The sequence below is a fragment of the Nocardia sp. NPDC003269 genome (genome assembly GCF_042888005.1).
Classification (GTDB): Bacteria; Actinomycetota; Actinomycetes; order Mycobacteriales; family Mycobacteriaceae; genus Nocardia.
On the sequence record NZ_JBIAPA010000003.1, the window covers coordinates 735411 to 757335 of the forward strand.

The 21925-nt window shown below is 69.8% G+C and carries 20 protein-coding genes; 12 read left to right on the top strand and 8 right to left on the bottom strand.

Annotated features, from left to right (window positions below; all coding sequences use genetic code 11):
• Window positions 1–2 precede the first annotated feature (2 nt).
• From ACFYWJ_RS23340 to ACFYWJ_RS23360, 5 genes are all read left to right on the top strand, one after another.
• Entirely contained in the window at window positions 3–1241 is a 1239-nt protein-coding gene (locus ACFYWJ_RS23340) for a nucleotide disphospho-sugar-binding domain-containing protein (RefSeq protein WP_355271762.1), read from the top strand.
• The gene (locus tag ACFYWJ_RS23345; RefSeq protein ID WP_355271760.1) at window positions 1238–2185 is read left to right on the top strand and encodes an ATP-binding cassette domain-containing protein; all 948 of its coding nucleotides are present in this window, start codon (window positions 1238–1240) and stop codon (window positions 2183–2185) included. Before ACFYWJ_RS23340 ends, ACFYWJ_RS23345 begins: the two co-directional genes overlap by 4 nt.
• Window positions 2186–2199: 14 nt before the next feature.
• Window positions 2200–3036 carry an ABC transporter permease gene (locus ACFYWJ_RS23350; RefSeq protein ID WP_355271759.1) on the top strand — a complete coding sequence of 279 codons (837 nt, stop codon included), beginning with the start codon at window positions 2200–2202 and terminating at the stop codon, window positions 3034–3036.
• Window positions 3037–3047: 11 nt separating this feature from the next.
• The gene (locus ACFYWJ_RS23355) at window positions 3048–4415 is read left to right on the top strand and encodes a hypothetical protein (RefSeq protein WP_355271758.1); all 1368 of its coding nucleotides are present in this window, start codon (window positions 3048–3050) and stop codon (window positions 4413–4415) included.
• A 72-nt stretch (window positions 4416–4487) separates the two neighbouring features.
• The gene (locus ACFYWJ_RS23360; RefSeq protein ID WP_355271756.1) at window positions 4488–5441 is read left to right on the top strand and encodes an NAD(P)-dependent alcohol dehydrogenase; all 954 of its coding nucleotides are present in this window, start codon (window positions 4488–4490) and stop codon (window positions 5439–5441) included.
• A 21-nt stretch (window positions 5442–5462) separates the two neighbouring features.
• Here the strand turns inward: ACFYWJ_RS23360 and ACFYWJ_RS23365 are convergent, their stop codons facing one another.
• Window positions 5463–5729, bottom strand: a complete 267-nt coding sequence (locus ACFYWJ_RS23365) for a hypothetical protein (protein WP_355271754.1) — start codon at window positions 5727–5729, stop codon at window positions 5463–5465.
• A gap of 273 nt (window positions 5730–6002) precedes the next feature.
• Here ACFYWJ_RS23365 and ACFYWJ_RS23370 point away from each other — a divergent pair, with 273 nt between their 5' ends.
• The gene (locus ACFYWJ_RS23370; protein ID WP_355271753.1) at window positions 6003–6314 is read left to right on the top strand and encodes a hypothetical protein; all 312 of its coding nucleotides are present in this window, start codon (window positions 6003–6005) and stop codon (window positions 6312–6314) included.
• A 40-nt stretch (window positions 6315–6354) separates the two neighbouring features.
• On the opposite strand, the gene ACFYWJ_RS23375 is transcribed toward ACFYWJ_RS23370, so the two are convergent.
• Entirely contained in the window at window positions 6355–7740 is a 1386-nt protein-coding gene (locus ACFYWJ_RS23375; RefSeq protein WP_355271751.1) for an ammonium transporter, read from the bottom strand.
• Window positions 7741–8079: 339 nt separating this feature from the next.
• On the opposite strand from ACFYWJ_RS23375, the gene ACFYWJ_RS23380 reads away from it, so the two are divergent.
• Window positions 8080–9516 (top strand): aldehyde dehydrogenase family protein, encoded by a 1437-nt coding sequence (locus ACFYWJ_RS23380; protein WP_387162243.1) that lies wholly within the window; start codon window positions 8080–8082, stop codon window positions 9514–9516.
• Window positions 9517–9568: 52 nt separating this feature from the next.
• On the opposite strand, the gene ACFYWJ_RS23385 is transcribed toward ACFYWJ_RS23380, so the two are convergent.
• Both ACFYWJ_RS23385 and ACFYWJ_RS23390 read right to left on the bottom strand, forming a co-directional pair.
• Complete coding sequence (locus ACFYWJ_RS23385) at window positions 9569–10075, bottom strand: hypothetical protein (protein WP_355277870.1); 507 nt, start codon at window positions 10073–10075, stop codon at window positions 9569–9571.
• Window positions 10072–10677, bottom strand: coding sequence for a helix-turn-helix domain-containing protein (locus ACFYWJ_RS23390; protein ID WP_355277873.1), 606 nt, complete (start codon window positions 10675–10677; stop codon window positions 10072–10074). The genes ACFYWJ_RS23385 and ACFYWJ_RS23390 overlap by 4 nt, the downstream gene beginning before the upstream one ends.
• A gap of 201 nt (window positions 10678–10878) precedes the next feature.
• Between ACFYWJ_RS23390 and ACFYWJ_RS23395 the strand changes: the two genes are divergently transcribed.
• The 5 genes from ACFYWJ_RS23395 (at window position 10879) to ACFYWJ_RS23415 (ending at window position 17856) form a co-directional block, all read left to right on the top strand.
• On the top strand, window positions 10879–12048 hold the full coding sequence (locus ACFYWJ_RS23395; RefSeq protein ID WP_355277875.1) for an amidohydrolase family protein: 1170 nt from the start codon (window positions 10879–10881) through the stop codon (window positions 12046–12048).
• 1 nt (window position 12049) lies between these two features.
• Window positions 12050–13288 carry a Xaa-Pro peptidase family protein gene (locus ACFYWJ_RS23400; protein ID WP_355277878.1) on the top strand — a complete coding sequence of 413 codons (1239 nt, stop codon included), beginning with the start codon at window positions 12050–12052 and terminating at the stop codon, window positions 13286–13288.
• Complete coding sequence (locus ACFYWJ_RS23405; protein ID WP_355277880.1) at window positions 13278–14402, top strand: M24 family metallopeptidase; 1125 nt, start codon at window positions 13278–13280, stop codon at window positions 14400–14402. Before ACFYWJ_RS23400 ends, ACFYWJ_RS23405 begins: the two co-directional genes overlap by 11 nt.
• A gap of 68 nt (window positions 14403–14470) precedes the next feature.
• Complete coding sequence (locus tag ACFYWJ_RS23410) at window positions 14471–15430, top strand: enoyl-CoA hydratase/isomerase family protein (RefSeq protein ID WP_355277883.1); 960 nt, start codon at window positions 14471–14473, stop codon at window positions 15428–15430.
• Window positions 15427–17856 carry a CoA transferase gene (locus tag ACFYWJ_RS23415; RefSeq protein ID WP_355277886.1) on the top strand — a complete coding sequence of 810 codons (2430 nt, stop codon included), beginning with the start codon at window positions 15427–15429 and terminating at the stop codon, window positions 17854–17856. The genes ACFYWJ_RS23410 and ACFYWJ_RS23415 overlap by 4 nt, the downstream gene beginning before the upstream one ends.
• Before the next feature lie 60 nt (window positions 17857–17916).
• On the opposite strand, the gene dmpG is transcribed toward ACFYWJ_RS23415, so the two are convergent.
• The 4 genes from dmpG to ACFYWJ_RS23435 are packed head-to-tail and all read right to left on the bottom strand — an operon-like array spanning window position 17917 to window position 21890.
• A complete protein-coding gene (gene dmpG, locus ACFYWJ_RS23420; protein ID WP_355277888.1) occupies window positions 17917–18960 on the bottom strand; it encodes a 4-hydroxy-2-oxovalerate aldolase in 1044 nt (347 codons plus the stop codon).
• A complete protein-coding gene (locus ACFYWJ_RS23425) occupies window positions 18957–19889 on the bottom strand; it encodes an acetaldehyde dehydrogenase (acetylating) (protein WP_355277890.1) in 933 nt (310 codons plus the stop codon). Before ACFYWJ_RS23425 ends, dmpG begins: the two co-directional genes overlap by 4 nt.
• 19 nt (window positions 19890–19908) lie before the next feature.
• Window positions 19909–20694, bottom strand: a complete 786-nt coding sequence (locus ACFYWJ_RS23430; protein ID WP_355277893.1) for a 2-keto-4-pentenoate hydratase — start codon at window positions 20692–20694, stop codon at window positions 19909–19911.
• A complete protein-coding gene (locus tag ACFYWJ_RS23435) occupies window positions 20688–21890 on the bottom strand; it encodes a cytochrome P450 (RefSeq protein WP_355277895.1) in 1203 nt (400 codons plus the stop codon). Before ACFYWJ_RS23435 ends, ACFYWJ_RS23430 begins: the two co-directional genes overlap by 7 nt.
• Window positions 21891–21925 lie beyond the last annotated feature (35 nt).

Below are 21925 nucleotides of genomic sequence, written 5' to 3' on the forward strand. Positions count from 1 at the left end.
CGATGCGGGCACTGCTGGCCTTCACCGGCAGCCGGGGCGACGCCCAGCCCGGCATCCTGCTGGCGCGCGCGCTGATCGCCCGGGGCCACGAGGTGACCCTCGCGCTCGCCCCCAACCTCGTCGGGTTCGCGACCGAGCACGGGGTCCCCGCCGTCGGGTTCGGCTGCGACAGCGCCGCGCTGTTGCGTGCCCAGCGCACCGACCCCCGATTCGGCGCCCGGAATCCGTGGGCACGGGTGCGGGCGGTACTCGACCTGCAGCAACGTGGCGTGCCGGAGATGGTCGCCGATCTGCGCGAGCTCGTGCCGGGTCATGACGTGGTGGTGGCGGGCATGGCGGGCGAGGAGGCCGCCGCCGTGGTGGCGCGCGAGGCCGGGCTGCCGTTCGCGGCGATGCACTTCTTCCCGATCCAGGCCACGACCGTCGTCCCGGTGGTTCCGGCGCGGTGGGCGGAGCGGATTCCGGGTGTCGTGCACCGTTGGGGCTGGTCGGTCCTCGCCCGCGCCAGGGCCGCCGCGCTGGCGCCGGTGCTGCCCGCGGGCGAACCACAGGTCCGGGTGCGAATCCAGGCCTACGACCCCGCGCTGTTCCCCGGTCTGCGCGACGAACTGCCCGGGCCGTTCACCGGCTTTCCGATCGACGTCGACGGTGTGCTCACCGCGGACCGCACCGACACCACGGTCGCGGTTCGCCGGTGGCTGGCTGTCGGTTCCGCACCGATCTATGTGGGCTTCGGCTCGATGGATGTCGGGGATCCCGTCGCGTTCGTCGCCATGCTGCGTGCGGTCTGCGCGGGTCGGGGCCGGCGGCTGTTGCTGGCCTCGGGGTGGGCCGCGATCACGCCCTCCCTCGATGCCGAGGTGGCCGTCGTCGATCAGGTCGACCACGCCGAGGTGCTGCCGCAGTGCGTGGCGGCCGTGCACCACGGCGGCGCGGGCACCACCGCGGCCGCGTTGAGAGCCGGTGTGCCGCAGGTCATCTGCTCCGTCCAGGCCGACCAGCCCTACTGGGGGCAGGCACTCCAGCGGCTCGGCCTGGCGGCGACCGCGCCCGCGCACACGCTCACCGCCGCGCGCCTCGGCGCGCTGCTCGACCGGATCTCGACCCCCGACGTCCGTCGCAGGGCGACCGATTACGCCGCGACGTTCACCAGCGACGGGGTCGCGCGCGCCGCCGACACCGTCGAGGCGCTCGCCCCGCTCACCTCCGACTTCGTCCACGCCGCAGGGAGACTTCCATGAACCCCGAGATCGCCATCCGGATCACCGGACTCGGCAAGTCCTACGGCGACTTCACCGCCGTCGGCGCCGTCGACCTCACCGTCACCGCGGGCACGGTCTTCGCCCTGCTCGGCCCCAATGGCGCGGGCAAGACCACCACCGTGCGGATGCTCGCGACCCTGGTGCGCCCCGATCGCGGTAGCGCCGAGATCTTCGGCTACGACATCGTGCGCGAAGCCACCGCCGTGCGCTCGATGATCGGGCTCACCGGCCAGTACGCCTCCGTCGACGAAACCCTCACCGCCGGTGAGAATCTGCGCCTGTTCGGACGACTGCTGGGGCTCTCGCGTCGCGAGGCCGCCGCGCGCAGCGCCGAACTGCTCGAGGAATTCGAGCTGAGCGCGGTTACCGATCGTCCGGTCGGCCAGTTCTCCGGCGGGATGCGGCGGCGCCTGGACCTGGCCGCCACGCTGATCACCGATCCCCCGCTGATCTTCCTCGACGAACCGACCACCGGCCTGGACCCGCACACCCGCGACCGCATGTGGGGCATCATCCGCAAGCTCGTGGCGCGCGGCGCGACCGTGCTGCTCACCACCCAGTACCTCGAGGAAGCCGACGCGCTGGCCGACCGGATCGCGGTGATCGATCGGGGCGCCATCGTCGCGGAGGGCACCGCCGCCGAGCTCAAGGCCTCCATCGGCGATCAGGTGCTGCGCCTGGAACTCGCCGATGCGGCTCAGTCCGCGCACGCGGAGGCCATCGTCGCCGACCTCACCGGCGAGGTGCCGGAGGGATCCTCGGCCGGGATCCTCACCGTCGCGCTCGCGGACGCGGGCACCGCCGCCGACATCGTCGCCGCCTGCCGGGCCGCGGGCATCGCGCTGCGCGGCTTCGCCGTCGACCGACCCGACCTGAACGAGGTGTTCCTCGCTCTCACCGGCACGGCCCGCGCCGCCGCCTGATCACGGAGACCACCATGACCGTCACCACTGCCGAGATCGCCGCCGAGGCCACCGCCCCCGCGACGATCGATCGCCGCCCCCGGGTCACCCACGTGAGCCTGCCCGCCGCGCTGTTCCAGTCCCTGCTGATGGCCTGGCGTGGCCTGCTCACCTTCCGGCACAGCCCCCAGCTGCTCTACGACGCCCTGCTGCTGCCGATCGTCGGACCGCTGCTGTTCGGCAGCATCTTCGGCACCGCCATCGCGGGCAGCATGACGGCCTACCTGCCGATTCTGATCCCGGGCGTGCTGGTGCAGATCGTGCTCACCTCCTCGGTCGCCACCGGCGTGCAGCTCTCCGAGGACATCAGGTCGGGGGTGTTCGACCGGTTCGTCGCCATGCCGATCGCCCGGTCGGCGCCCGTCGCCGGTGCGTTGCTCGCCGGCGCGACCCGATATGTGATCGCCGCGACCACCGTGGTGATCGTCGGCTTCGCCATGGGCTACCGGCCCGCGCATCCGCTCGGATTCCTCGCCGGCGCGGTGCTGGTCGTGCTGGCGACCACGGCGATCAGCTGGCTGTTCGCGTTCATCGGGGTCACCGTGTCGCGGCCCGCCGCCGTGCAGGGCATGTCGATGCTGGTGCTGACGTTCCTGAGTTTCGCCTCCAACGCCTTGGTGCCGGAGGAGTCGATGCCCACCTGGCTCGCCTACGTCTCCGACTACAACCCCGTGTCGTATCTGGTGTCGGCGGTGCGCACGCTCGCCGAGGACGGCGCGATCGGCGCCGACGCCTGCTGGTCGGTGGTGGCCTCGCTCGTCGTCGTCGCCGTGTTTGCGCCCCTGACCGTCCGCACGCTGCGCGCCCGCTGAGAGGAGCCCCCATGACACTCACCGCCCCCGCGATCACCCCCGCGGCCGCCGTCAACCGGCTCACCGCCGACGACGATCTGTTCCTCAAACTGCACAGCCTCTACGGCAACGCGCTGGTCAACCAGCTCGCCTGGCGATTCGACGAACCGCTGAGCCGGGAGCTGCTCGACCGCTTCCACGCCCAGCTCGCCCACGGCTTCCTGGCCCGCCGGGTCCAGGGCACCCGGGTGCCCTTCGCCCGCCCGTACTGGATGCCCGCCGCCGCCTCGATCCCGCTCGGCTGGGACACGGTGCCGGTCACCGAGGACGAGGTCCTGGACTGGTACTTCGCCCAGAGCCGAGTCGATTTCGACCCCACGGCCGGATCGGTGTGGCGGTTGTCCGCCGCGCCGACCACCACGGGCGGCACCTTGGTGTCGCTGGTGACCTCGCATGTCGCCTCCGACGGCGGCGCGGTGCTGTTCGCCGTCGGTGACGCGCTGGCCCGCTTGACCGAAGAGCCCGATCGGACCGTGAGCTCCGGGAGCCTGGTCGGCCGGGCACCCTGGAATACGGTCGGCGCGAACATCTTCGACGCCGTGTTCCAGCTCCGGGCCGTCGCGCGGGGAATCCGGGCCGCCCTCGCGGCGCGCGCCGTCACCGAACCCGGCCGCACTCCCCGACCGGCGGACCCCGAGCTGCCGCTGCCGGATCGCTGGTCGCCCGCCGATGCCGTCGTGCACCTGTCCCTGGATCAGTGGAACTCCATCGCCGCCACGCATTCCGGCACGACCAACGGACTCCTGATCGCCCTCGGCGCGGGCCTGCTCGGCCGCAGCGGGCGCGTCGGCGACGCCGCCGACATCCGCGTCGACATCCCCCATTCGATGCGCACCGCCGACGACCCGCGCGCGAATGCCACCACCGGCCTGCCGATCTCGGTCCGCTACCGCGCCACTGACCGCATCGACCTCGGCGCGGTCAGGGCGGCGGTCAAACGAGCCGCGACCGCCTACCGCGACCCGGCCACCACCCCCGCCCTCCAGCATCTGCAACCGCTCCAGATGATCCTGCCCCGCTTCGTCCTGCGTCACTTCGCCCGCACCGCCACCGCACCGGAGTGCCTGTGCACCAATCTCGGCGAGACCGCCCAGGGCGTCGCCGACTTCGCCGGCCACCGGGCCGCCGCCGTCCTCATGCGCCCGGTCGTGTGCACCAACGATCCCGCCATGTTCCGCCGGGTGGAGGTCGGCGTGAACCTGTCCTTCTCCACCGACGGCCGCACCGTGACTCTCGCCGTCACCGGCGCCGACCCCGACCGCTTCCCGACCCGCGCCGCGCTGCGGGCCCTCCTCACCGCCGAATTCGACTTCTGGGGACTGACACCGCACTACTGGTGATCCGAGGGCCGTGCGTGCTTCGACTAGAATTCGCAGCGTGTCAGGCTGTCACCGGATGCCCTCGGAGACCTCGTGAAAGCCGTCGTCTACGACCGCTACGGCGGTCCGGAAGTGCTGTCTCTCACCGACGTTCCCGTACCCGAGCCCGCCGCGGACCAGGTACTCATCCGCGTGCGCGCGACCGCGCTGAACCTCTCGGACTGGGAGAGCCTGCGTGGGACGCCGTTCTATTCGCGGATCGGCGGCTTGCTGGCACCGCGCCGGGGCATTCTCGGCTCCGATATCGCCGGCGTGATCGAGGCCGTCGGGTCGTCGGTGACCGGGTTCGCGCCGGGTGACGCGGTGTACAGCGACAATCTCGTGCACAAGGGCGGATTCGCCGAGTACGCCGTCGCGCCCGCGTCCACGGTGGCCCACAAGCCGCCGGAACTGGGTTTCGCCGAGGCCGCCGCACTGCCGCAGTCAGGGGCGATCGCAATCCAGGGCACCGCGGGCATCACCTCGGGGATGTCGGTGCTGATCAACGGGGCGGGCGGTGGGACGGGCGCGTTCGCGATCCAGCTGGCCAGGCGGGCGGGCGCCCGGGTGACCGGGGTCGACAACGCCGGCAAACTCGATTTCCTACGCGCACTCGGCGCCGACGAGGTCCTCGACTACCGCGTCACGGACTTCACCCGCACCGGCCCCTACGACCGGATACTCGACCTCGTCGCCCTCCGATCGGTCTTCGCCTACCGCCGGGCACTGACACGCGGCGGCCGATACCGCTGCGTCGGCGGAACCACCCGAGCCGTGCTACGCACCGCGACCGCGGGCGCACTCCTCGGCCTGGTGACCGGACGTTCGCTCGGCGTACTCGTCGTCGAGGAGGGGCCTGCGCATTTCGAGCCGCTGGCGCGCATGTGCGTCGCGGGAGAAATCGACATCCACCTCGACCGCACCTTCCCGCTCGAGGAGGCTCCGCTCGCCTTGGCCTACGTCGGCGCGGGCCGCGCACTTGGAAAGGTAGTAGTCGAGATCGACTGAACAGCGGGGACCGTCGGGGCCCTACTTGGTCCTGCTGACCGTAACCGTCTTCGTCGACTTCGGGACGTTGGTCGGCGTGGACGATTTCCCATCCGGTGCGGCGGTCTTGGTCACGGTGATGGTCTTCGTCCCCGGTTGCGCCTGCCCCACCTCGGCCTGCTCGGGCACCGATCCACAACCAGCACCCGGTGCTGCACCGCCACAACCGGACCCGGCAGACACCAACCCCACAGCCACCACGGCGGCACCGATCGCGACGACGATCCCGGCCAACAGCTCGCGTGCCATAGATCCAGCCTCCTCCGTCGGACTTCGGACTTCGGACTTCGGACTCTACGTACGATCCGGGCCGCCGCGGCCGACACTGAGCACGCATGTCGGCTCGCCCGCGACAACACCGTCGCGCCACGCCTCTCCGGTGGAGCCAGCAACCGGCCCCGGCTCAGACTGGCGTTCGGCTTCGATGACGTCGACCATGTTGATGGACAGCCCTGCCGCGGAACGAGAGAGCAGTTCGTTAGCGCACGCAACCGAGTCGACTCACGGTGATAGGTTGCGTGCATGTCAGCCTCCGACGTCCCCGAACCTGCCGAGGCCCCTGGACCGCGCCGTACCGCCAAACGCGTGCTCGGCGGTATCGCGCTGATCCTCGGTGCGATAGTTCTGCTGATCACCGGAATCCAGGCGATCGTCGATCCCGCCGCGGTGGTCGCCGGATCCTCCGGCTCCGGGCGCAGTCCCGACACCGACACCGAGGCGAAGATCGGCGGGTTGCTGCTGTGCTTCTTCGCGATCACGGTGTTCGGCTTCGGCATAGGCCTGGTCACCAGCAAGACGGCGCCGAAGGGTGACAGGGCCGGCTCACCCCGCTGAGCGGGCATCAGCGCGGCGTAGCCGATGCGGCCCTACTGTCTCACCAGCGGTGGTCGTTGGGCCGCGGGGCTGGGCGAGGCGGAGGGAGACGCTGGGGCCGGGACGGCGCTCGAGACGGCAGCAGAGCAGGCGCCGGGCCCGCGGGCGGGAGGTTCAGGCTGTAGGCGGACTCGGCATGTTCGGATTCGTCGATGCCCTCGGCCTCGGATTCGGAGCCGACTCGAAGGCCGATGAGCCGGTCGACGATCCACGCCAGCAGCAACGTCGCCACGAAGGAATAGGCCATGACGGCCACCGAAGCGATGGCCTGGCGCTGCAACTGGACGAATCCGCCACCGTAGAGCAGGCCGTTGCCACCCGCGGGGTTGACCGAGACGTCGGCGAACACGCCGACCAACAGGGTGCCGACCACTCCGCCGACCAGGTGAACTCCGACCACGTCGAGCGAATCGTCGTAGCCGAAGGTGTATTTCAGGCTCACCGCGAGCGCGCAACAGATACCCGCGGCCACACCGATGCACAAGGCACCGACGACGCCGACGAAACCGCACGCGGGGGTGACGGCGACCAGCCCCGCGACCGCGCCCGAGGACGCCCCGATGGTGGTGGGTCTCCCGTCCCGGAGTTGTTCGACGACGATCCAGGCGAACGACGCGGCGCCTGCCGCGATGGTGGTGTTGGTGAACGCCAGGGCAGCGAGATCGCCTGCGGTCAGCGCCGATCCGGCATTGAAGCCGTACCAGCCGAACCACAGCAGCGACGCGCCGAGCAAGGTGAACGGCACATTGTGTGGCCGGGCGATGCTGCGCGGCCAGCCGTGGCGTTTGCCGAGCACCAGCGCCAACGCCAGCGCCGCCGCGCCCGCGTTGATGTGCACCGCGGTGCCACCCGCGAAATCGAACGCGCGAAGCTGGTTCGCGATCCACCCGCCGACATCGGCGGAGGCGCCGGCGGAATCGGTGTCGGTGAAACCGGTGACGTGGAAAACCCAATGCGCGACCGGGAAATAGACGACGGTGACCCACAGGGCCGCGAACACTATCCACGACCAGAAGCGTGTCCGCCCGGCGATCGCACCGGTGATCAACGCCGTGGTGATGACCGCGAACATCAACTGGAACATGACGAACGCCATGGTCGGGATCTGGTGCCCCACCGGCCCGGACAACGTCCCGTGGGTCGTGCGCAGCAGCGCGTGCGACATGTCCCCCACGACCCCGTAAAAGACGTCGTCACCGAATGTTTCGCTATAGCCGTAGAGCACCCAGAGCATAGACACCACGCCAAGACAGACGAAGTTCATCATCAACATGTTGAGCACACTCTTGCTGCCGACCATGCCCCCGTAGAAGAACGCCAGTCCCGGTGTCATCAACATGACCAGCGCGGCGCAGGCCAGCACCCACGCGGTATCTCCCGAATTCACATTCGTACCTCTTGTCCGACAGGATTCCGGCACAGCATCGAGAAGCGCTGTTTCCCCGAACAACCCGCGGTGTTTCGAGCCGATGAATTCGACGACAGGCGCGCCAGCCCGCAGCATGTCCTCGCCGTCCTCGACCCACACCCACCCAACCCCGCATCCGCAACGGCGACGTCAGACGGGAAGATGCGCTGCGGATACGATATTCCCCCATCAGGAGAGTATCATTCTCATAGATTGATCGCCGTAGGAAATCCCACCCCCGGGTTCTCAGCACCCGAGACACCGTGCCGCCCCCGCTGGGGCGGCACGGCGAAGGAACGAGGCATAGTGAGCAACACCATCAACGTCGAATCCGTGACCGACGGCTCCAGCACGAGAATCATTCAGGTCTTCGATCCGTCGACCGAGGAACAGATTGCCGAAGTCATCGATTCCGATCAGAAGGCGGTCGACGCGGCGGTGGGCAGAGCCCGGGAGACGTTCGAATCCGGGGTGTGGCGCAAGCAGCCCGCGATCCACCGCGCGGACGTACTGTTCCGGGCCGCGGCCATCGTCCGGGAACGCACCGACGAACTCGCGGCGATCGAAGCACGGGACAACGGCATGAACGCCATGGCCGCACGACACATCATCGCGGTGGCCTACGACATGCTCATGTACTACGCCGGGTGGGTCGGCAAGATCCACGGCGAATCGAGCAGCCTCGTCTCCGACGGCCTGCTCGGCGAATTCGAGAGCTTCCACACCTTCACCCAGCTCGAGCCGGTCGGCGTCGTCGGCCTCATCGTGCCGTGGAACGGGCCGTTCTTCGTCGCCATGCTCAAGGTCGCGCCCGCGCTCGCCGCGGGATGCAGCGCCGTCCTCAAGCCCGCCGAGGAGACCCCACTCAGCGCGTTGAAACTCGAGGAGATCTTCCGCGAGGCAGGCCTGCCCGACGGCGTGCTCAATGTCGTCACCGGGTACGGCGAGACGACCGGTGCCGCGCTCACCGCTCATCCGGACGTCGACAAGATCTCGTTCACCGGATCGACCGAGGTCGGCCGCCTGATCGTGAAAGCCGCGGCGGGCAACCTCAAGCGGCTCACGCTCGAACTCGGCGGCAAGTCGCCGCTGATCATGTTCGACGACGCCGACCTGGACAAGGCGATCATGGGCGCCGGGATGGGGCTGCTCGCCGGTTCCGGGCAGAACTGTTCCTGCACGTCGCGCATCTATGTCCAGCGCGGCATCTACGACCGGGTCGTCGACGGTCTCGCCGCCTTCGCGAAGATGCTGCCGATGGGTGGCAGCGACGACCCCAGCTCGGTCCTCGGGCCGCTGATCAGCGCGAAGCAGCGCGAGCGTGTCGCAGGCATCGTCGACGACGGCGTCGCCGCGGGCGCGCAGGTGGTGACCGGCGGCAAGCCGATGGACCGCCGCGGCTACTTCTACGAGGCCACCATCGTCACCGGCACCACCCCGGACATGCGGCTGATCCGCGAGGAGATCTTCGGGCCGGTCGGTTCGGTCATCCCCTTCGACGACGAGGACGAGGTGATCGCGGCCGCCAATGCCACCGATTACGGTCTGGCGGGCTCCATCTGGACCGAGAACCTCGGCCGCGCACACCGCGTCGTCAACGAGTTGCGCGCCGGGCAGATCTGGGTGAACTCCGCGCTCGCGGCCGATCCCTCGATGCCGATCTGTGGCCAGAAGCAGTCCGGCTGGGGTGGCGAGCGCGGCCGCAAGGGCATCGACGCCTACTTCACCACCAAGGCCGTCTACGTCCGGATCTGACCGGTTCGCTGTCGCTCGCGCCCCGGCGGGACGCGAGCGACGGCGGTCCGACTCAGCTGACCGGGCTCAGATCCGCCCCGACGGGCGGGAACATCGAGACGCCACTGCGGAAAACCTCTGTCGTGCCGATCGATTCGGCGGGCAGCGCGGCGGCGGCCAGCGCCTGCGCCTTGAACGCCTGCGCGGCGACGCTGAGCCGGTGCACCACCGGATCGACCCGATGCTCGGGCGGCGAGGACCAGTCATCGCCCCAGACAACGACTTCCACTCCCCCGTCGCGCAGGGCAGAGACGACGCCGCGGTGCGCGCGCGAGTCGCGACAACAGACATCGCCGGCGATCGCCAGAGCGTGCGGTCTGCGGCCTTGGCCGTGCGCGGCGAGCACCTGATGGAGGTCGACGAGTTCGGCGCCGAGGATGCGCAGCGGCCGCGCGTCGGAGATCTCGGCGACGAGCACCGACACGTCCCAGCCCGCGACCGCACGATCGAACAACCAGCCCCCGGCATGTTCGACGACGTCGACGACGCTGGTCGCCACGACGTCGAGGCGGTACCTCATCGCGGAGGGGCCGGGGCGAAGTCGCGTTTCAGCGACCTCGTGTACTCGGCGAACACCTCGGTCAGGGGAATCGAATGATCGAGCAGCCATGAGATCTCCATTCCGTTGATGAAAGCGACGATCTCCACCGCCCGGATCCCGGGATCGAAATCAGCACGGTAGCGGCCGATTTCCTGGTTGTGGCGGATGAGCGTCGTGACGATGCCGACGGCCAGGTTCCATCGGTCCAGCATCCGGTCGTGCAGAGGAGCCTCGGGCTGCAGGTTCTCCACGAGCAGCACGGCGAAGGTGCCGACCAGTTCGGGTGAACGCCGGATCCGCTCGGCGACCTTCTCGATCTCTTCGATCAGGTCCCCGCGCAGGTCCGCCTGCTGCAGGTCGTCGGCATCGCGCGCGTCCAGCACCGCGTGCAGCAACTGGTTCTTGGAGCTGAAGTGGTGCAGCAACCCCGCCGGGCTCACCCCGGCCTCGCGCGCGATCATCGCCAGACTCGTGTTGCGCCAACCGTTGCGGGTGAGCAGACGCTGGGCGACGGCCACGATCCGCTGGCGGCGATCCTCTCCCTTGGCGAGTAGCGAGGCGTAAGGACGAGGAGAAGTCATGCGCGGCACCCTGTTCGAGAAAACCTAGTGAACACACAGTAGGTTGGTTGACCCGCTGCGACAAGGGTCTCATGTGTCGAGAATAGCGTTCTTGCGCTGCTGCGTGGACGAAACTCGCTTTCCCAGAAATTGCCCCCTGGTCACGCTCGCCACCTGTGATAACGTTATTTCCGCATTTGGAGAATCAAATTGGAGGACAGGATGCCGGTTCCCAGTAGTAGCGCCCCGCTGTACCCACCCGGCGGATTCGGCCCACCGAAGGACCGGCGCGGCAAGGCGGTGGGCACCCTCGGCCTGCCCGCGGGCACCGAGGTGTTCTCCGCCGACAACCACATCTCGCTGGCGCACGACATCTTCTACGAGCGGTTCCCGGAGAACCTCAAGGACCGCGCGCCCCGGGTCTGGTACGAGGACGGCGCCTATCAGCTCGGCCGCAAGGGAAAGTCGTTCCTGCCCGGCGATTTCAGCCATGTGCTCATGCAGTACGACCCGCTGGAGGGCTCGGGCAGCGCCAACCTGGACGCGCGCGGCGCCGATCTGCGCGCCGACGGCATCGCCAAGGAACTGGCGTTCCCCAACGCACTACTCGCGCTGCTGTTCTACCCGGACAAGGAGATCCGCGAGCTCTGCTTTCGCACCTACAACGCCTACATCGCCGAACTGCAGGAGCAGTCCGGCGGCGCCTTCTACGGTGTCGGCCTGGTCAACTGGTGGGACGCCGCGGGCGCGCGCCGCACCCTCGACGAGCTGAAGTCGCTGGGGCTCAAGACCTTCCTGCTCCCGCTGGCGGCGGGCAAGGACGACGAGGGCGCGGTCATCGACTACGGCAGCACCGCGATGATTCCGGTGTGGGATGCCATCGAGGAGTCCGGCGTCCCGGTCTCCCATCACATCGGGGAGTCGCCGCTGTCGGCGCCGTGTGAGGTCAACAGCGTCGCGGTCGGCATGATGCACAATGTCGCGCCGTTCCGGGAACTGTTCTCCAAGTACATCTTCAGCGGGATCATCGACCGCCACCCCGGACTGAGCATCGGCTGGTTCGAGGGCGGCGTCAACTGGGTTCCCGCGGCCATCCAGGACGCCGAGCACATGCTCGCCTCCTTCCAGCACATGCTCGACCGGCCGGTCGAACACGACATCCGGCACTACTGGGACCATCACATGCGCGCCTCGTTCATGGTCGACCCGCTCGGGCTCTCGCTCATCGACCGGATCGGGATCGACCGGGTGATGTGGTCCTCGGACTACCCGCACAACGAGAGCACCTTCGGCTATTCCGAGCGGTCCCTGGCCGCGGTCGTCGAGGCCGTCGGTCCGGCGGCGGCGGCCCGGATCGTCAGCGGCAACATCCGCGACTTCCTCGGCGTCTGAGATGACGGTGTTCAGCACGGCCGCGCGATCCGCGGCCCTCGACATCCCCGACGTCCCCGACCGGGCCCGGATGCGGACCGAGACCGGCGCCCGGCTGCGGGCCGCCATGGCCACCCGCGGCGTCGACGCGCTGGTCCTGCTCAACAACACCAATGTCGCCTACGCCACCGGCGCGAACTGGCCGCTCGGGGACGCCGGGCTCTCGCACGTCGAGCGCCCGGTGGCCGTGGTGGTGGCCGGTGATCCGTGGCCGCACCTGTTCCTGCCGTTCCGGGAGGGCACCGCCGACGAGACCGAACTGCCCGCCGACCACCTGCACGGACCGGTCTACCTCGAATTCGACGAGGGCGTGGACACTTTCGCCCGTACCCTGGCCGAGCTCGTCCCGGCGGGGTCCACCGTCGCGGTCGACGAGTGCACCGGGGCGATGCGCCGGGCGGGGGCCGCGCTGTTCCCCGGTGGCGCACCGTCCGACGCCGCGCTGGTCGTCGGCGCGGCGAAACTGATCAAGACGCCCGACGAGATCTCCTGCCTGCGGATCGCGAACCGGATCACCGAGCAGGCGATCGCCGAGGTGCAGGCCGCCCTCCAGCCCGGATGCCGCCAGATCGATCTCTCGGCCGGATTCGTCCGGCGCGCTTTCGAACTCGGCGCCACCGCGAACATGCTCGACGCCATCTGGCAGGTGATGCCGCGGTCCAAGGCCGAGGGCGTGTGGACCACCCACGGCGATCTCGCGCTGCCACTGCTCTCCACCGAACGCGCGCTCGCGGCCGGTGACGTGCTGTGGACCGACGTCAGCATCACCTATGGCGGCTACTGCTCGGACTTCGGCCGCACCTGGATCGTGGGCGACACCCCGAACGCGCGGCAGCGACGGCAGTTCGAACGCTGGCGCGAGATCGTGACCGCGGTGCTCGATGTCACCCGGGCCGGTGCCACCGCCGCCGATCTCACCCGGGCCGCGATCGCGGCCAACGACGGCGTCCCACCCTGGCTGCCGCACTTCTATCTGGGCCACGGCATCGGCGTCAGCGCCGCCGAGATGCCGATGATCGGCACCGATCTCGGCGCGGAGTACGACGAGAACTTCGTGTTCGAGCCGGGGATGGTGCTGGTGCTCGAACCGGTCGTCTGGGAGGACGGCACCGGTGGATATCGAAGCGAGGAGATCGTTGTGATCACCGACCAGGGCTACGCGGCCCTCACCGACTACCCGTACGACCCGTATGGGTACTGAGATCCTGCCCGACGAGCGCGCCCTGCGGCAGGGGCGACGCGCTCGCGCGCTGACACAGATGCATGCCGACGATCTCGACGTCCTCGTCCTGGGCAGGCAGGCCAATGCCCGCTATGTGGCGGGCGCACCGCAACTGTGGGTGGCGGGCACGCGCCCGTTCGGCCCCGTCGCCACCCTGGTTCGCGACAGCGGCGCGGTGCACCTGCTCAGCACCTGGGACGAGGGCATTCCGGAGGACATCCCGCACGGCAATCTCTACGGCCTGGCGTGGAATCCGCTCACCACCATCGAGGTGCTGCGCCGCATCGAAGGCGCGAGCACGGCCCGCCGCGTCGGCACCGACGCCCTGTCCCCGACCTTCGCCCAGCTGCTGCCGCGGGCGTTCCCGCAGGCCGAACTCGTCGACGGGGAACCGGCGATGAGCGCCGCGCGACGGATCAAGACGCCGGAGGAGATCCTCGCGCTGCGCCGCGCCCTGGCCGTGGCGCAGCAGGGGCTGGCGGCGGCGGTGGCCGCGCTCGCGCCGGGGGTGAGCGAACAGTCGCTGATCGGCATCCTGCTGGAGGCGATGGCGGCGGGCGGGATCAGCACGCCCGCCTCCCAGGACTCGGCGTGGGTCACTTCGCGAGCGCATCCGTGGCGGCGCGCGGGCGTGCAGCGGCGCGCGCGGGCGGGCGATCTGGTGGCGTTCTCGGCAGGCATTCTCGGCGAGGGCTACATCGGCGAGGTCGGCCGGACCTGGCCCGCCGACGGCGTGGGCGATGCCGGGGCGCGAGCGCTCTATCGACGCTGGGATGCCCTGTGGGACAGGCTCGTCGAAGCATGCAGACCGGGCGCGTCGGCCGCCGATCTCCTGGCCGCCTACGAGCTCGCCGGTGAATCGCTGCCGCCGATGCCGGTGGCCCGCGGACTGGGCATGGGTTTCGACGCCCCGGTCGTCTCCCCGCTGCTACGGCGGACCGCCGAGGCCGAACGACTGGAGCCCGGCATGGTGCTCTCGGTCACCAGCTATGTCTGGGAGCCCGGGGTCGGCGCCGTCTTCGGCCGCGACGCGGTGCTGATCACCGCCGACGGCGCCGAGGTGCTGACCGACGCGCCGCACTGGCCGCACTGACCCGCAACACCCTTCGGGGCGGGCCACCCGCCGGGCGGCCCGCCCCGTCCAGGCAAAGGAGCCGCATCGTGCCCGGACCGGAGCAGCCGTCGGCGGAGGAGATCATCCGCTACGACAAGGACCCCGAAACCCGCATCGCCACCATCACTTTCGACCGGCCCGACCATCTCAATGCCCCGACCATCGCGGCCCGGCTGCGCTACGGCGAGCTGATCCATCGCGCGAGCGTCGACGACGAGGTCAAGGTGCTCGTCGTCCGCGGCGCGGGCGACGACCTCGGCAGCGGTGCCGACCTGCCGGAATTCCTCGCCGTGCAGCGTGATCCGGATCCGGGTCCACGACTGGCCGAATACCGGATCGGCGCCGAGGACGGGGTGCGCCATCCGCCCGCAGGGTCGTTCCGGCACGGCGCGACGGTCAGCCAGTGGTACGCCAACGCGCAGGCGGGCTGCCGGAGCCTGCAGGAGTTCAAGAAGATCAGCATCGTCGAGGTGAAGGGCTACTGCTACGGCTGGCACTTCTATCAGGCCGCCGACGCCGATCTGGTGATCTCCAGCGACGACGCGCTCTTCGGCCATCCGTCGTTTCGCTACTACGGCTGGGGCCCGCGGATGTGGACCTGGGCGCAGACCATGGGCCTGCGCAAGTTCCAGGAGATGGTGTTCACCGGCCGCGCGTTCACCGCGCAGGAGATGGCCGACTGCAACTTCCTCACCAAGGTGGTGCCGCGCGACGAACTGGAGGCCGAGACCGCGAAGTACGCGCTGGCCTGCGCCCGGAATCGCCCTACCGACACCATCTTCATGCAGAAGGTGTTCTTCGAGATCATGAAGCAACAGCAGGGCGAGTACATGGGCAGCCTGCTGAGTGGGTTCTTCGAATCGATGGGCGGGCACGTGCACGCCGACGACGAACTCATGCTCGGAGACGCCTACGACAGCGGGCTCAGTGCGGCGGTGAAGGACAACGACGCCCGCTTCCCCCCGGAGTTCCGGCTGAGCAAGTCCGCGCGCAAGGACGACCGGTGAGTACCGCCGTCCCGCCGCTGTCCGGGTGGACGGTCCTCGACCTGTCCACCGGGATCGCGGGGGCCTACTGCACCAAACTGCTCGCCGACGGCGGTGCCGAGGTGGTCCTCGTCGAGCCGCCCCGGGGTGCGGCGCTGCGGCGCTGGTCGGCCTCGCACACCCCGCTCGGGTCCGGCGCCGACGGGCCGCTGTTCACCTTCCTCAGCGGCGCCAAACGCAGTGTGGTCGTGGACGTCCGGGCAGCGGCCGATCGCGCGATGCTCGACGGACTGCTCGCGACGGCCGATGTCGTGGTGTGGGAACCCGGTTCGCCGATCGCCGACGATCCCGCCTGGTCCCCCGCCGCGCTGCGGCGCGCGCACCGGCACCTGGTGGTCACCGCGATCACGCCGTTCGGGCTCGACGGGCCGTGGGCGGGACGGGCGGCCACCGAGTTCACGCTGCAGGCGTGGTCGGGCGGCATCATCGGGCTCGGGCGCGGGGCGCCGGAGCGGGCGCCGGTGGCCGTCGGCGGACGGATCGGCGAATGGTTCGCCGGCGCGCACGCTTCCGTCGCCACCCTGACCTCACGGCTGCGCGGCGGCGGGGGCGAACTGATCGACCTCTCGATCCTCGAAGCCCAGATCCTCGGGCTGACCTACTTTCCCGTCACCTTCCACGATGCGCTCGGCCGCCCGTTCCGCACGCGGCGCAGGCGCAGCGTCCCCGGCATCGCGACCGCTGCCGACGGCCTGGTCTCGGTGGGCTGCGGCACCGTGCAGCAGTGGTTCGACCTGTGCTCGATGGTCGGGCATCCCGAGTGGATCGACGAGGACACCGACGCCTCGATCACCGAACGCGCCGCCGCCAAGGCACCGCAGATCTATGCCTGGCTGGCCGGCCACCCGGTCGACGTGGTCCAGGATCTGGCCTCGGCCTTCCGGATTCCCAACGGGCCGGTCGCCGACGGCGCGAACGCCCCGGCAATGGATCATCATCTGGCGCGGGAGTCGTTCGTGACCGATCCCCGTGACGGATTCGTGCGCCCCGGCCCGCCGTATCGTTTCGATCCCCCGCTGCTGCCCGAACCCGGGGCCGCGCCCCGGCTGGGCGAGCACACCGAGCACCACCGTGTGCCCGCGGCCGGCACCGCTTCCCGAACCCGTGGCGGCGCAACGGAACAGCTGCCGTTCCAGGGGATGCGGGTGCTCGATCTCACCACCTTCTGGGCGGGTCCGTCGTGCACCCACTACCTGGCCATGCTCGGCGCCGAGGTGATCCACGTGGAATCACCCACGCGGCTCGACGGCACCCGGCTCATCGCGGGGGTGCCCGCAGGCGAAGACCGGTGGTGGGAGAAATCGCCGATCTTCTCCGGGCTCAACGCGGGCAAGAAGAGCATCACCGTGGATCTGGCCGACGAGCGCGGGTGCGCGCTGCTGGCGCGGCTCGCCGCGACCTGCGATGTCGTCGTGGAGAACTACACCCCGCGCGTGCTCGAGCGGATCGGCCTGGACTATCCCGCCTACCGCGCGCTGCGGCCCGACGGGATCATGGTGCGCATGCCCGGATTCGGCACGAGCGGGCCGTGGCGCGACAATCCTGCCTTCGCCTATGTCATCGAGGACACCTCGGGCATCAGCTGGCTGACCGGTCACCCCGACGAGAACCCGGTGCAGCCCTATTCGATCGGCGACCCGAACGCGGGCGTCCACGCGCTCAACGCCTTGCTGCTGGCGCTGACCCACCGCCGCCGCACCGGCGAGGGAACCCTGATCGAAGCGGCCATGGTGGAGGCCGCGCTCAATGTCGCCGCCGAACAGGTCGTGGAGTACTCCGCGAACGGCGTTCTGCTGCACCGCGACGGCAACCGGGGCCCGGCGGCGGCGCCGCAGAATCTGTACCGGGTCGCGGGCACCGACGAATTCGGCGGCCGGGACTGCTGGGTGGCGATCGCGGTCGCCACCGACGGCCAATGGCGCAGGCTCCGTGCGGCACTCGGCACCCCCTTCTGGATGCTTGACCCCGCGCTGTCGAGCGCGGCGGGCAGGCACGCCCGGCATACCGAGATCGATGCGCGGCTGGCGGCCTGGTGCGCGGACCGCGACGGCGCCGAGGTCGTGCGGATCCTGTGGGACGCGGGGGTTCCCGTCGCCGAGGTGATACAGCCGCACCGCCAGGCCGACCTGCCGCAGCTCGCCTTCCGTGGCTTCTTCGAGACCGTCACGCACCCGGTCACCGGAACCGCCCGGCACAGCACGGTGCCCGCCCGGTTCTCGGCGGGACCGTACCGGCTCCACCGTGCGCCCGCGCCGCTGCTGGGCCAGGACAATCTCACCGTGCTCACCGCTCTGGGCCTGGACGCCACGCAGATCAGCGCACTGATCGCCGCCGGGGTCGTCGGTGGCGAGCCGACGGTGGCGCCCGCCCGGACCGCTGCGCGGTGATCCCGGAACCGCCCGCCCGCACCGGGATCTCGGGTCGGGCAGGCGGTATCCCGCGGGAGGTCACCGTGCGGGGCGCTCGTCCTCGGTCGCCCGCTCCCTGACCAGTTCGAGAGCGATGTCGATGAGCTGGTCCTCCTGGCCGCCGATGAGCTTGCGCAGCCCCGCCCGGTGCAGCAGTTGCGCCGCGGAGACGTCGTAGCGTTCCGCTTGGCGCACCGCGTGTTTCAGGAAACTCGAGTAGACACCCGAGTACCCCATGATCAGCGCGTTGCGATCGAGGACGCATTCGGCGGGCATCGCGGGCCGCACCACGTCCTCGGCCGCGTCGGCGATGTCGAAGAAGTCGATGCCGGTCTTGACGCCGATCTTGTCGAACACACCGATCAGCGCTTCCACCGGCGCGTTTCCCGCGCCCGCGCCGAACCGCCGCACGCTGCCGTCGATCTGGGCCGCGCCCGCCCGTACGGCCGACACCGAGTTCGCGACACCGAGCCCGAGGTTCTCGTGGCCGTGGAACCCCACCTGGGCGTCCGTGCCCAGCTCGGCCACCAGCGCCGCCACCCGGTCGGCGACCTCATCGCCGACCAGCGCCCCCGCGGAGTCGACCACGTACACGCACTGGCACCCGGCGTCGGCCATGATCCTGGCCTGCGCGGCGAGGCGCTCCGGCCCGACGGTGTGGGCCATCATCAAGAACCCCACCGTTTCCAGGCCGAGTTCCCGTGCGGCGCCGAAGTGCTGGATCGAGACGTCGGCCTCGGTGCAGTGGGTGGCGATGCGGCAGATGGCGCCGCCGTTGTCCCGGGCCAGGGCGATGTCGTCGATCGTGCCCACCCCGGGCAGCATGAGGAACGCGATCCGGGCGTTCGTCACCGACTGTGCCGCGATGGCGATGAGTTCCTGATCGGGAGTCGCGGAGAAGCCGTAGTTGAACGAGGATCCGCCGAGGCCGTCACCGTGGGTGACCTCGATGACGGGCACCCCGGCCCCGTCCAGCGCGGTGACGATCGCACGGACCTCGTCGCCACTGAACTGATGGCGTTTGTGATGCGACCCGTCGCGCAGCGAGGTGTCGGTGATCCGGACGTCCCAGATGTCGCTCATCGCGCCGCTCCCTGTGCCGCGCCGCCCGCGGCGAGTTCGGTTGTCCTGCGGGCGATCTGCTCACCGACGGCGGTGGCCGCCGCGGTCATGATGTCGAGGTTGCCCGCGTACGGCGGCAGGTAGTCGCCCGCGCCCTGCACCTCGAGGAACGTGGTGACCACCGCCCGGCCACCCGAGTGCACCGACGGATCGTCGAACTGGGGGTCGTTGAGCAATCGGTAGCCGGGCACATAGGTCTGCACCTGCGCCACCACCTCGTGGATGGACGCGGTGATCGCGTCCTGGTCGGCGTCCTCGGGGATGGCGCAGAAGACGGTGTCGCGCATGATCATCGGCGGTTCGGCCGGATTCAGGATGATGATCGCCTTGCCGCGTGCGGCGCCGCCGATCGTCTCGACGCCCCGGCTGGTCGTCTGGGTGAACTCGTCGATGTTCGCCCTGGTTCCCGGGCCGGCCGAGGCCGACGACACCGAGGCGACGATCTCGGCCAGCGCTACCTCGACCACCCGGGAGACGGCGTGGACGATCGGAATCGTCGCCTGCCCGCCGCAGGTGATCATATTGACGTTCGGCGCGTCCAGATGCTCGCGCAGATTCGCCGGCGGCACGACCGCGGGGCCGATCGCCGCCGGGGTGAGGTCGACGACGCGGATCCCAGCCTCGGCGTAGCGCGGGGCCGCTGCGCGATGGACGGCGGCCGAGGTGGCCTCGAAGACCAGATCCGGTGCCTCGGGCCGGTTCAGCAGCCAGTCCACGCCCGCCGCGGAGGTCTCCAGACCGAGTTCCGCGGCCCGGGCCAAGCCGTCGCTGGCGGGATCGATGCCGATCATCCAGCGCGGTTCCAGCCACTCCGACCGCAGGAGTTTGTACAGCAGGTCGGTGCCGATGTTTCCGGACCCGACAATGGCTACCGATGTCTTCGCCACCATGACACAACCTTCTTCCGAACTAGTCGAAAACGGCCCGGACAGTGCCGAGCCCACCGAACCGCGCGACGAACTCGTCACCGGGACGCGCGTCGATCGCCCAGGTGCAGGACCCGGGCAGCACCACATCGCCCGCCCGTAACCGCACCCCGAACCCGGCGACCTTGCGCGCGAGCCAGGCCACCGCCGTCGCCGGATCACCCAGCACTGCATCGCTGTTCCCCTGCGCGAGGATCTCGCCGTTGCGCAACAGCACGGCATCGATATCGCGCCTGTCCACCTCGTTCGGTGCGACCCGGTCGACACCGAGGACGAAGCCAGCCGACGACGCGTTGTCGGCGATGGTGTCGCAGATCCCGATGGACCAGTTCTCGATCCGGGAGTCGATGATCTCGAGCGCGGGTGCCAGCGCCGCCGTGGCGGCGAGCACGTCGCGCTCGGTGCAGTCCGCGCCCGGCAGGTCGGCGCCGAGCAGGAACGCGACCTCGACCTCGACCCGGGGCCACAGGTACCGGCCCGCGGGCACGGGGCGGTCCTGATCGAGCCACATGTCGTCGAGCAGGTGACCGTAGTCCGGCTCGTCGACGCCCATCATCTGCTGCATCGCCGGTGAGGACAGCCCGATCTTGTGGCCGATCACCCGCGCTCCGCCACGCACCCGCGCCCCGATGTTGAGCAGCTGGATCTCGTAGGCGTCGATGACGTCGATGTCCGGCCAGGTGCAAGTCAGCGGAGATACCGGAACCTGGTCGCGTTCGGCGCGAGCCAGGGCGGTAGCCACGCCCGCGCGGTGCGCGGCGGTCAGCATGTGGTGGCGGGCAAGGTATCCCAGCCGCGCACGGTCGAGGTCGGGGAGAGCCGGGCCGCGGACAGGTCGACCTCCCATTCGGGGAACCGGCGCAGGATCTCCTCCAGCGCGATCCGGCCCTCGAGCCGGGCCAGGGCCGAACCCAGGCAGTAGTGCGTGCCCGCGCTGAACGACAGGTGCGGGCGGGAGAGCCGGTGGATGTCGAAGACATCGCCGTCGGGAGCGAAGTGCCGGTCGTCGCGGTTGGCCGCGCCGATCAGCATCATCATCACGCTGCCCGCCGGGACCGTCCGGTCGTGGAGTTCGATGTCGCGAGTCACGTAGCGGGCCACGTGCGGGGCCGGCGGCTGGAACCGCAACAGTTCCTCGACAGCCTTGGGGATCAGGCCGGGATCGTCGACCAGCTGCTTGCGCTGATCGGGATGCTCGGCCAGCACCTTGCCCGCCCAGCCGATCAGGCGGGTGGTGGTCTCGTTGCCCGCGCCGGACACGACATTGACGTAGGTCAGCAGTTCCTCGCGGCTCAGGCGCCGCTCCACCCCCGTCTCGTCCTCGAATTCGACGGTGAGCAGCTCGGTCATGATGTCGTCGGACGGGTGCTCGGCGCGCCAGTCGATGTAGGCGGCGAACAGTTCACCGCCTGTCATGCCCTCCGAGGCCGCCTTCATCGGCTGGCCCTCCTCAGTGCGCATCTGGTCGTTGGCGAAGTCACGGATGGCTTCCTGGTCCTGCTCGGGGATGCCGAGCAGCAGGCCGATCGTGCGCATCGGCATCTGCGCGCCGATATCGGCGACGAAATCGATCCGGCCCGTGCCGATCAGCGGATCGAGGCTGTCGGCACAGAATCGGCGGATCTGCCCCTCGAGCGCCTGGATCTTGCGGGGCGTGAACATGCGCGACAGCAGCCGGCGGTGGATGTCGTGGATCGGCGGGTCCTCGAAGATCAGGACACCGGGCGGGATCGGGATGTTCGCCTTGATCAGCTCCAGGATGGCGCCGCGGGCCGAGCTGAAGGTGTCCTTGTCGAGCAGCGCGGCGTTGACATCGGAGAATCGCGACACCGCGTAGAAGTCGTGGGTCTCGTTGTAGTACAGGGGAAGTTCCTCGCGCAGCCGCCGGAACATCGGGAACGGGTCGGCGTTGAGCTCGACGTCGTACGGGTCGTAGAACACCTCGTCGGTGGTGCTGGTCGTCATCGGATCGCCCCTCACGGCAGCTAGGAATGGATACC

Bases quoted from the DNA above. Each gene is read 5' to 3' on its own strand.
- ACFYWJ_RS23340 (WP_355271762.1), top strand. From the start codon at position 3: ATGCGGGCACTGCTGGCCTTCACCGGCAGCCGGGGCGACGCCCAGCCC.
- ACFYWJ_RS23345 (WP_355271760.1), top strand. From the start codon at position 1,238: ATGAACCCCGAGATCGCCATCCGGATCACCGGACTCGGCAAGTCCTAC.
- ACFYWJ_RS23350 (WP_355271759.1), top strand. From the start codon at position 2,200: ATGACCGTCACCACTGCCGAGATCGCCGCCGAGGCCACCGCCCCCGCG.
- ACFYWJ_RS23355 (WP_355271758.1), top strand. From the start codon at position 3,048: ATGACACTCACCGCCCCCGCGATCACCCCCGCGGCCGCCGTCAACCGG.
- ACFYWJ_RS23365 (WP_355271754.1), bottom strand. From the start codon at position 5,729: ATGGCACGCGAGCTGTTGGCCGGGATCGTCGTCGCGATCGGTGCCGCC.
- ACFYWJ_RS23370 (WP_355271753.1), top strand. From the start codon at position 6,003: ATGTCAGCCTCCGACGTCCCCGAACCTGCCGAGGCCCCTGGACCGCGC.
- ACFYWJ_RS23385 (WP_355277870.1), bottom strand. From the start codon at position 10,075: ATGAGGTACCGCCTCGACGTCGTGGCGACCAGCGTCGTCGACGTCGTC.
- ACFYWJ_RS23390 (WP_355277873.1), bottom strand. From the start codon at position 10,677: ATGACTTCTCCTCGTCCTTACGCCTCGCTACTCGCCAAGGGAGAGGAT.
- ACFYWJ_RS23395 (WP_355277875.1), top strand. From the start codon at position 10,879: ATGCCGGTTCCCAGTAGTAGCGCCCCGCTGTACCCACCCGGCGGATTC.
- ACFYWJ_RS23400 (WP_355277878.1), top strand. From the start codon at position 12,050: ATGACGGTGTTCAGCACGGCCGCGCGATCCGCGGCCCTCGACATCCCC.
- ACFYWJ_RS23405 (WP_355277880.1), top strand. From the start codon at position 13,278: ATGGGTACTGAGATCCTGCCCGACGAGCGCGCCCTGCGGCAGGGGCGA.
- dmpG (WP_355277888.1), bottom strand. From the start codon at position 18,960: ATGAGCGACATCTGGGACGTCCGGATCACCGACACCTCGCTGCGCGAC.
- ACFYWJ_RS23425 (WP_355277890.1), bottom strand. From the start codon at position 19,889: ATGGTGGCGAAGACATCGGTAGCCATTGTCGGGTCCGGAAACATCGGC.
- ACFYWJ_RS23430 (WP_355277893.1), bottom strand. From the start codon at position 20,694: ATGCTGACCGCCGCGCACCGCGCGGGCGTGGCTACCGCCCTGGCTCGC.
- ACFYWJ_RS23435 (WP_355277895.1), bottom strand. From the start codon at position 21,890: ATGACGACCAGCACCACCGACGAGGTGTTCTACGACCCGTACGACGTC.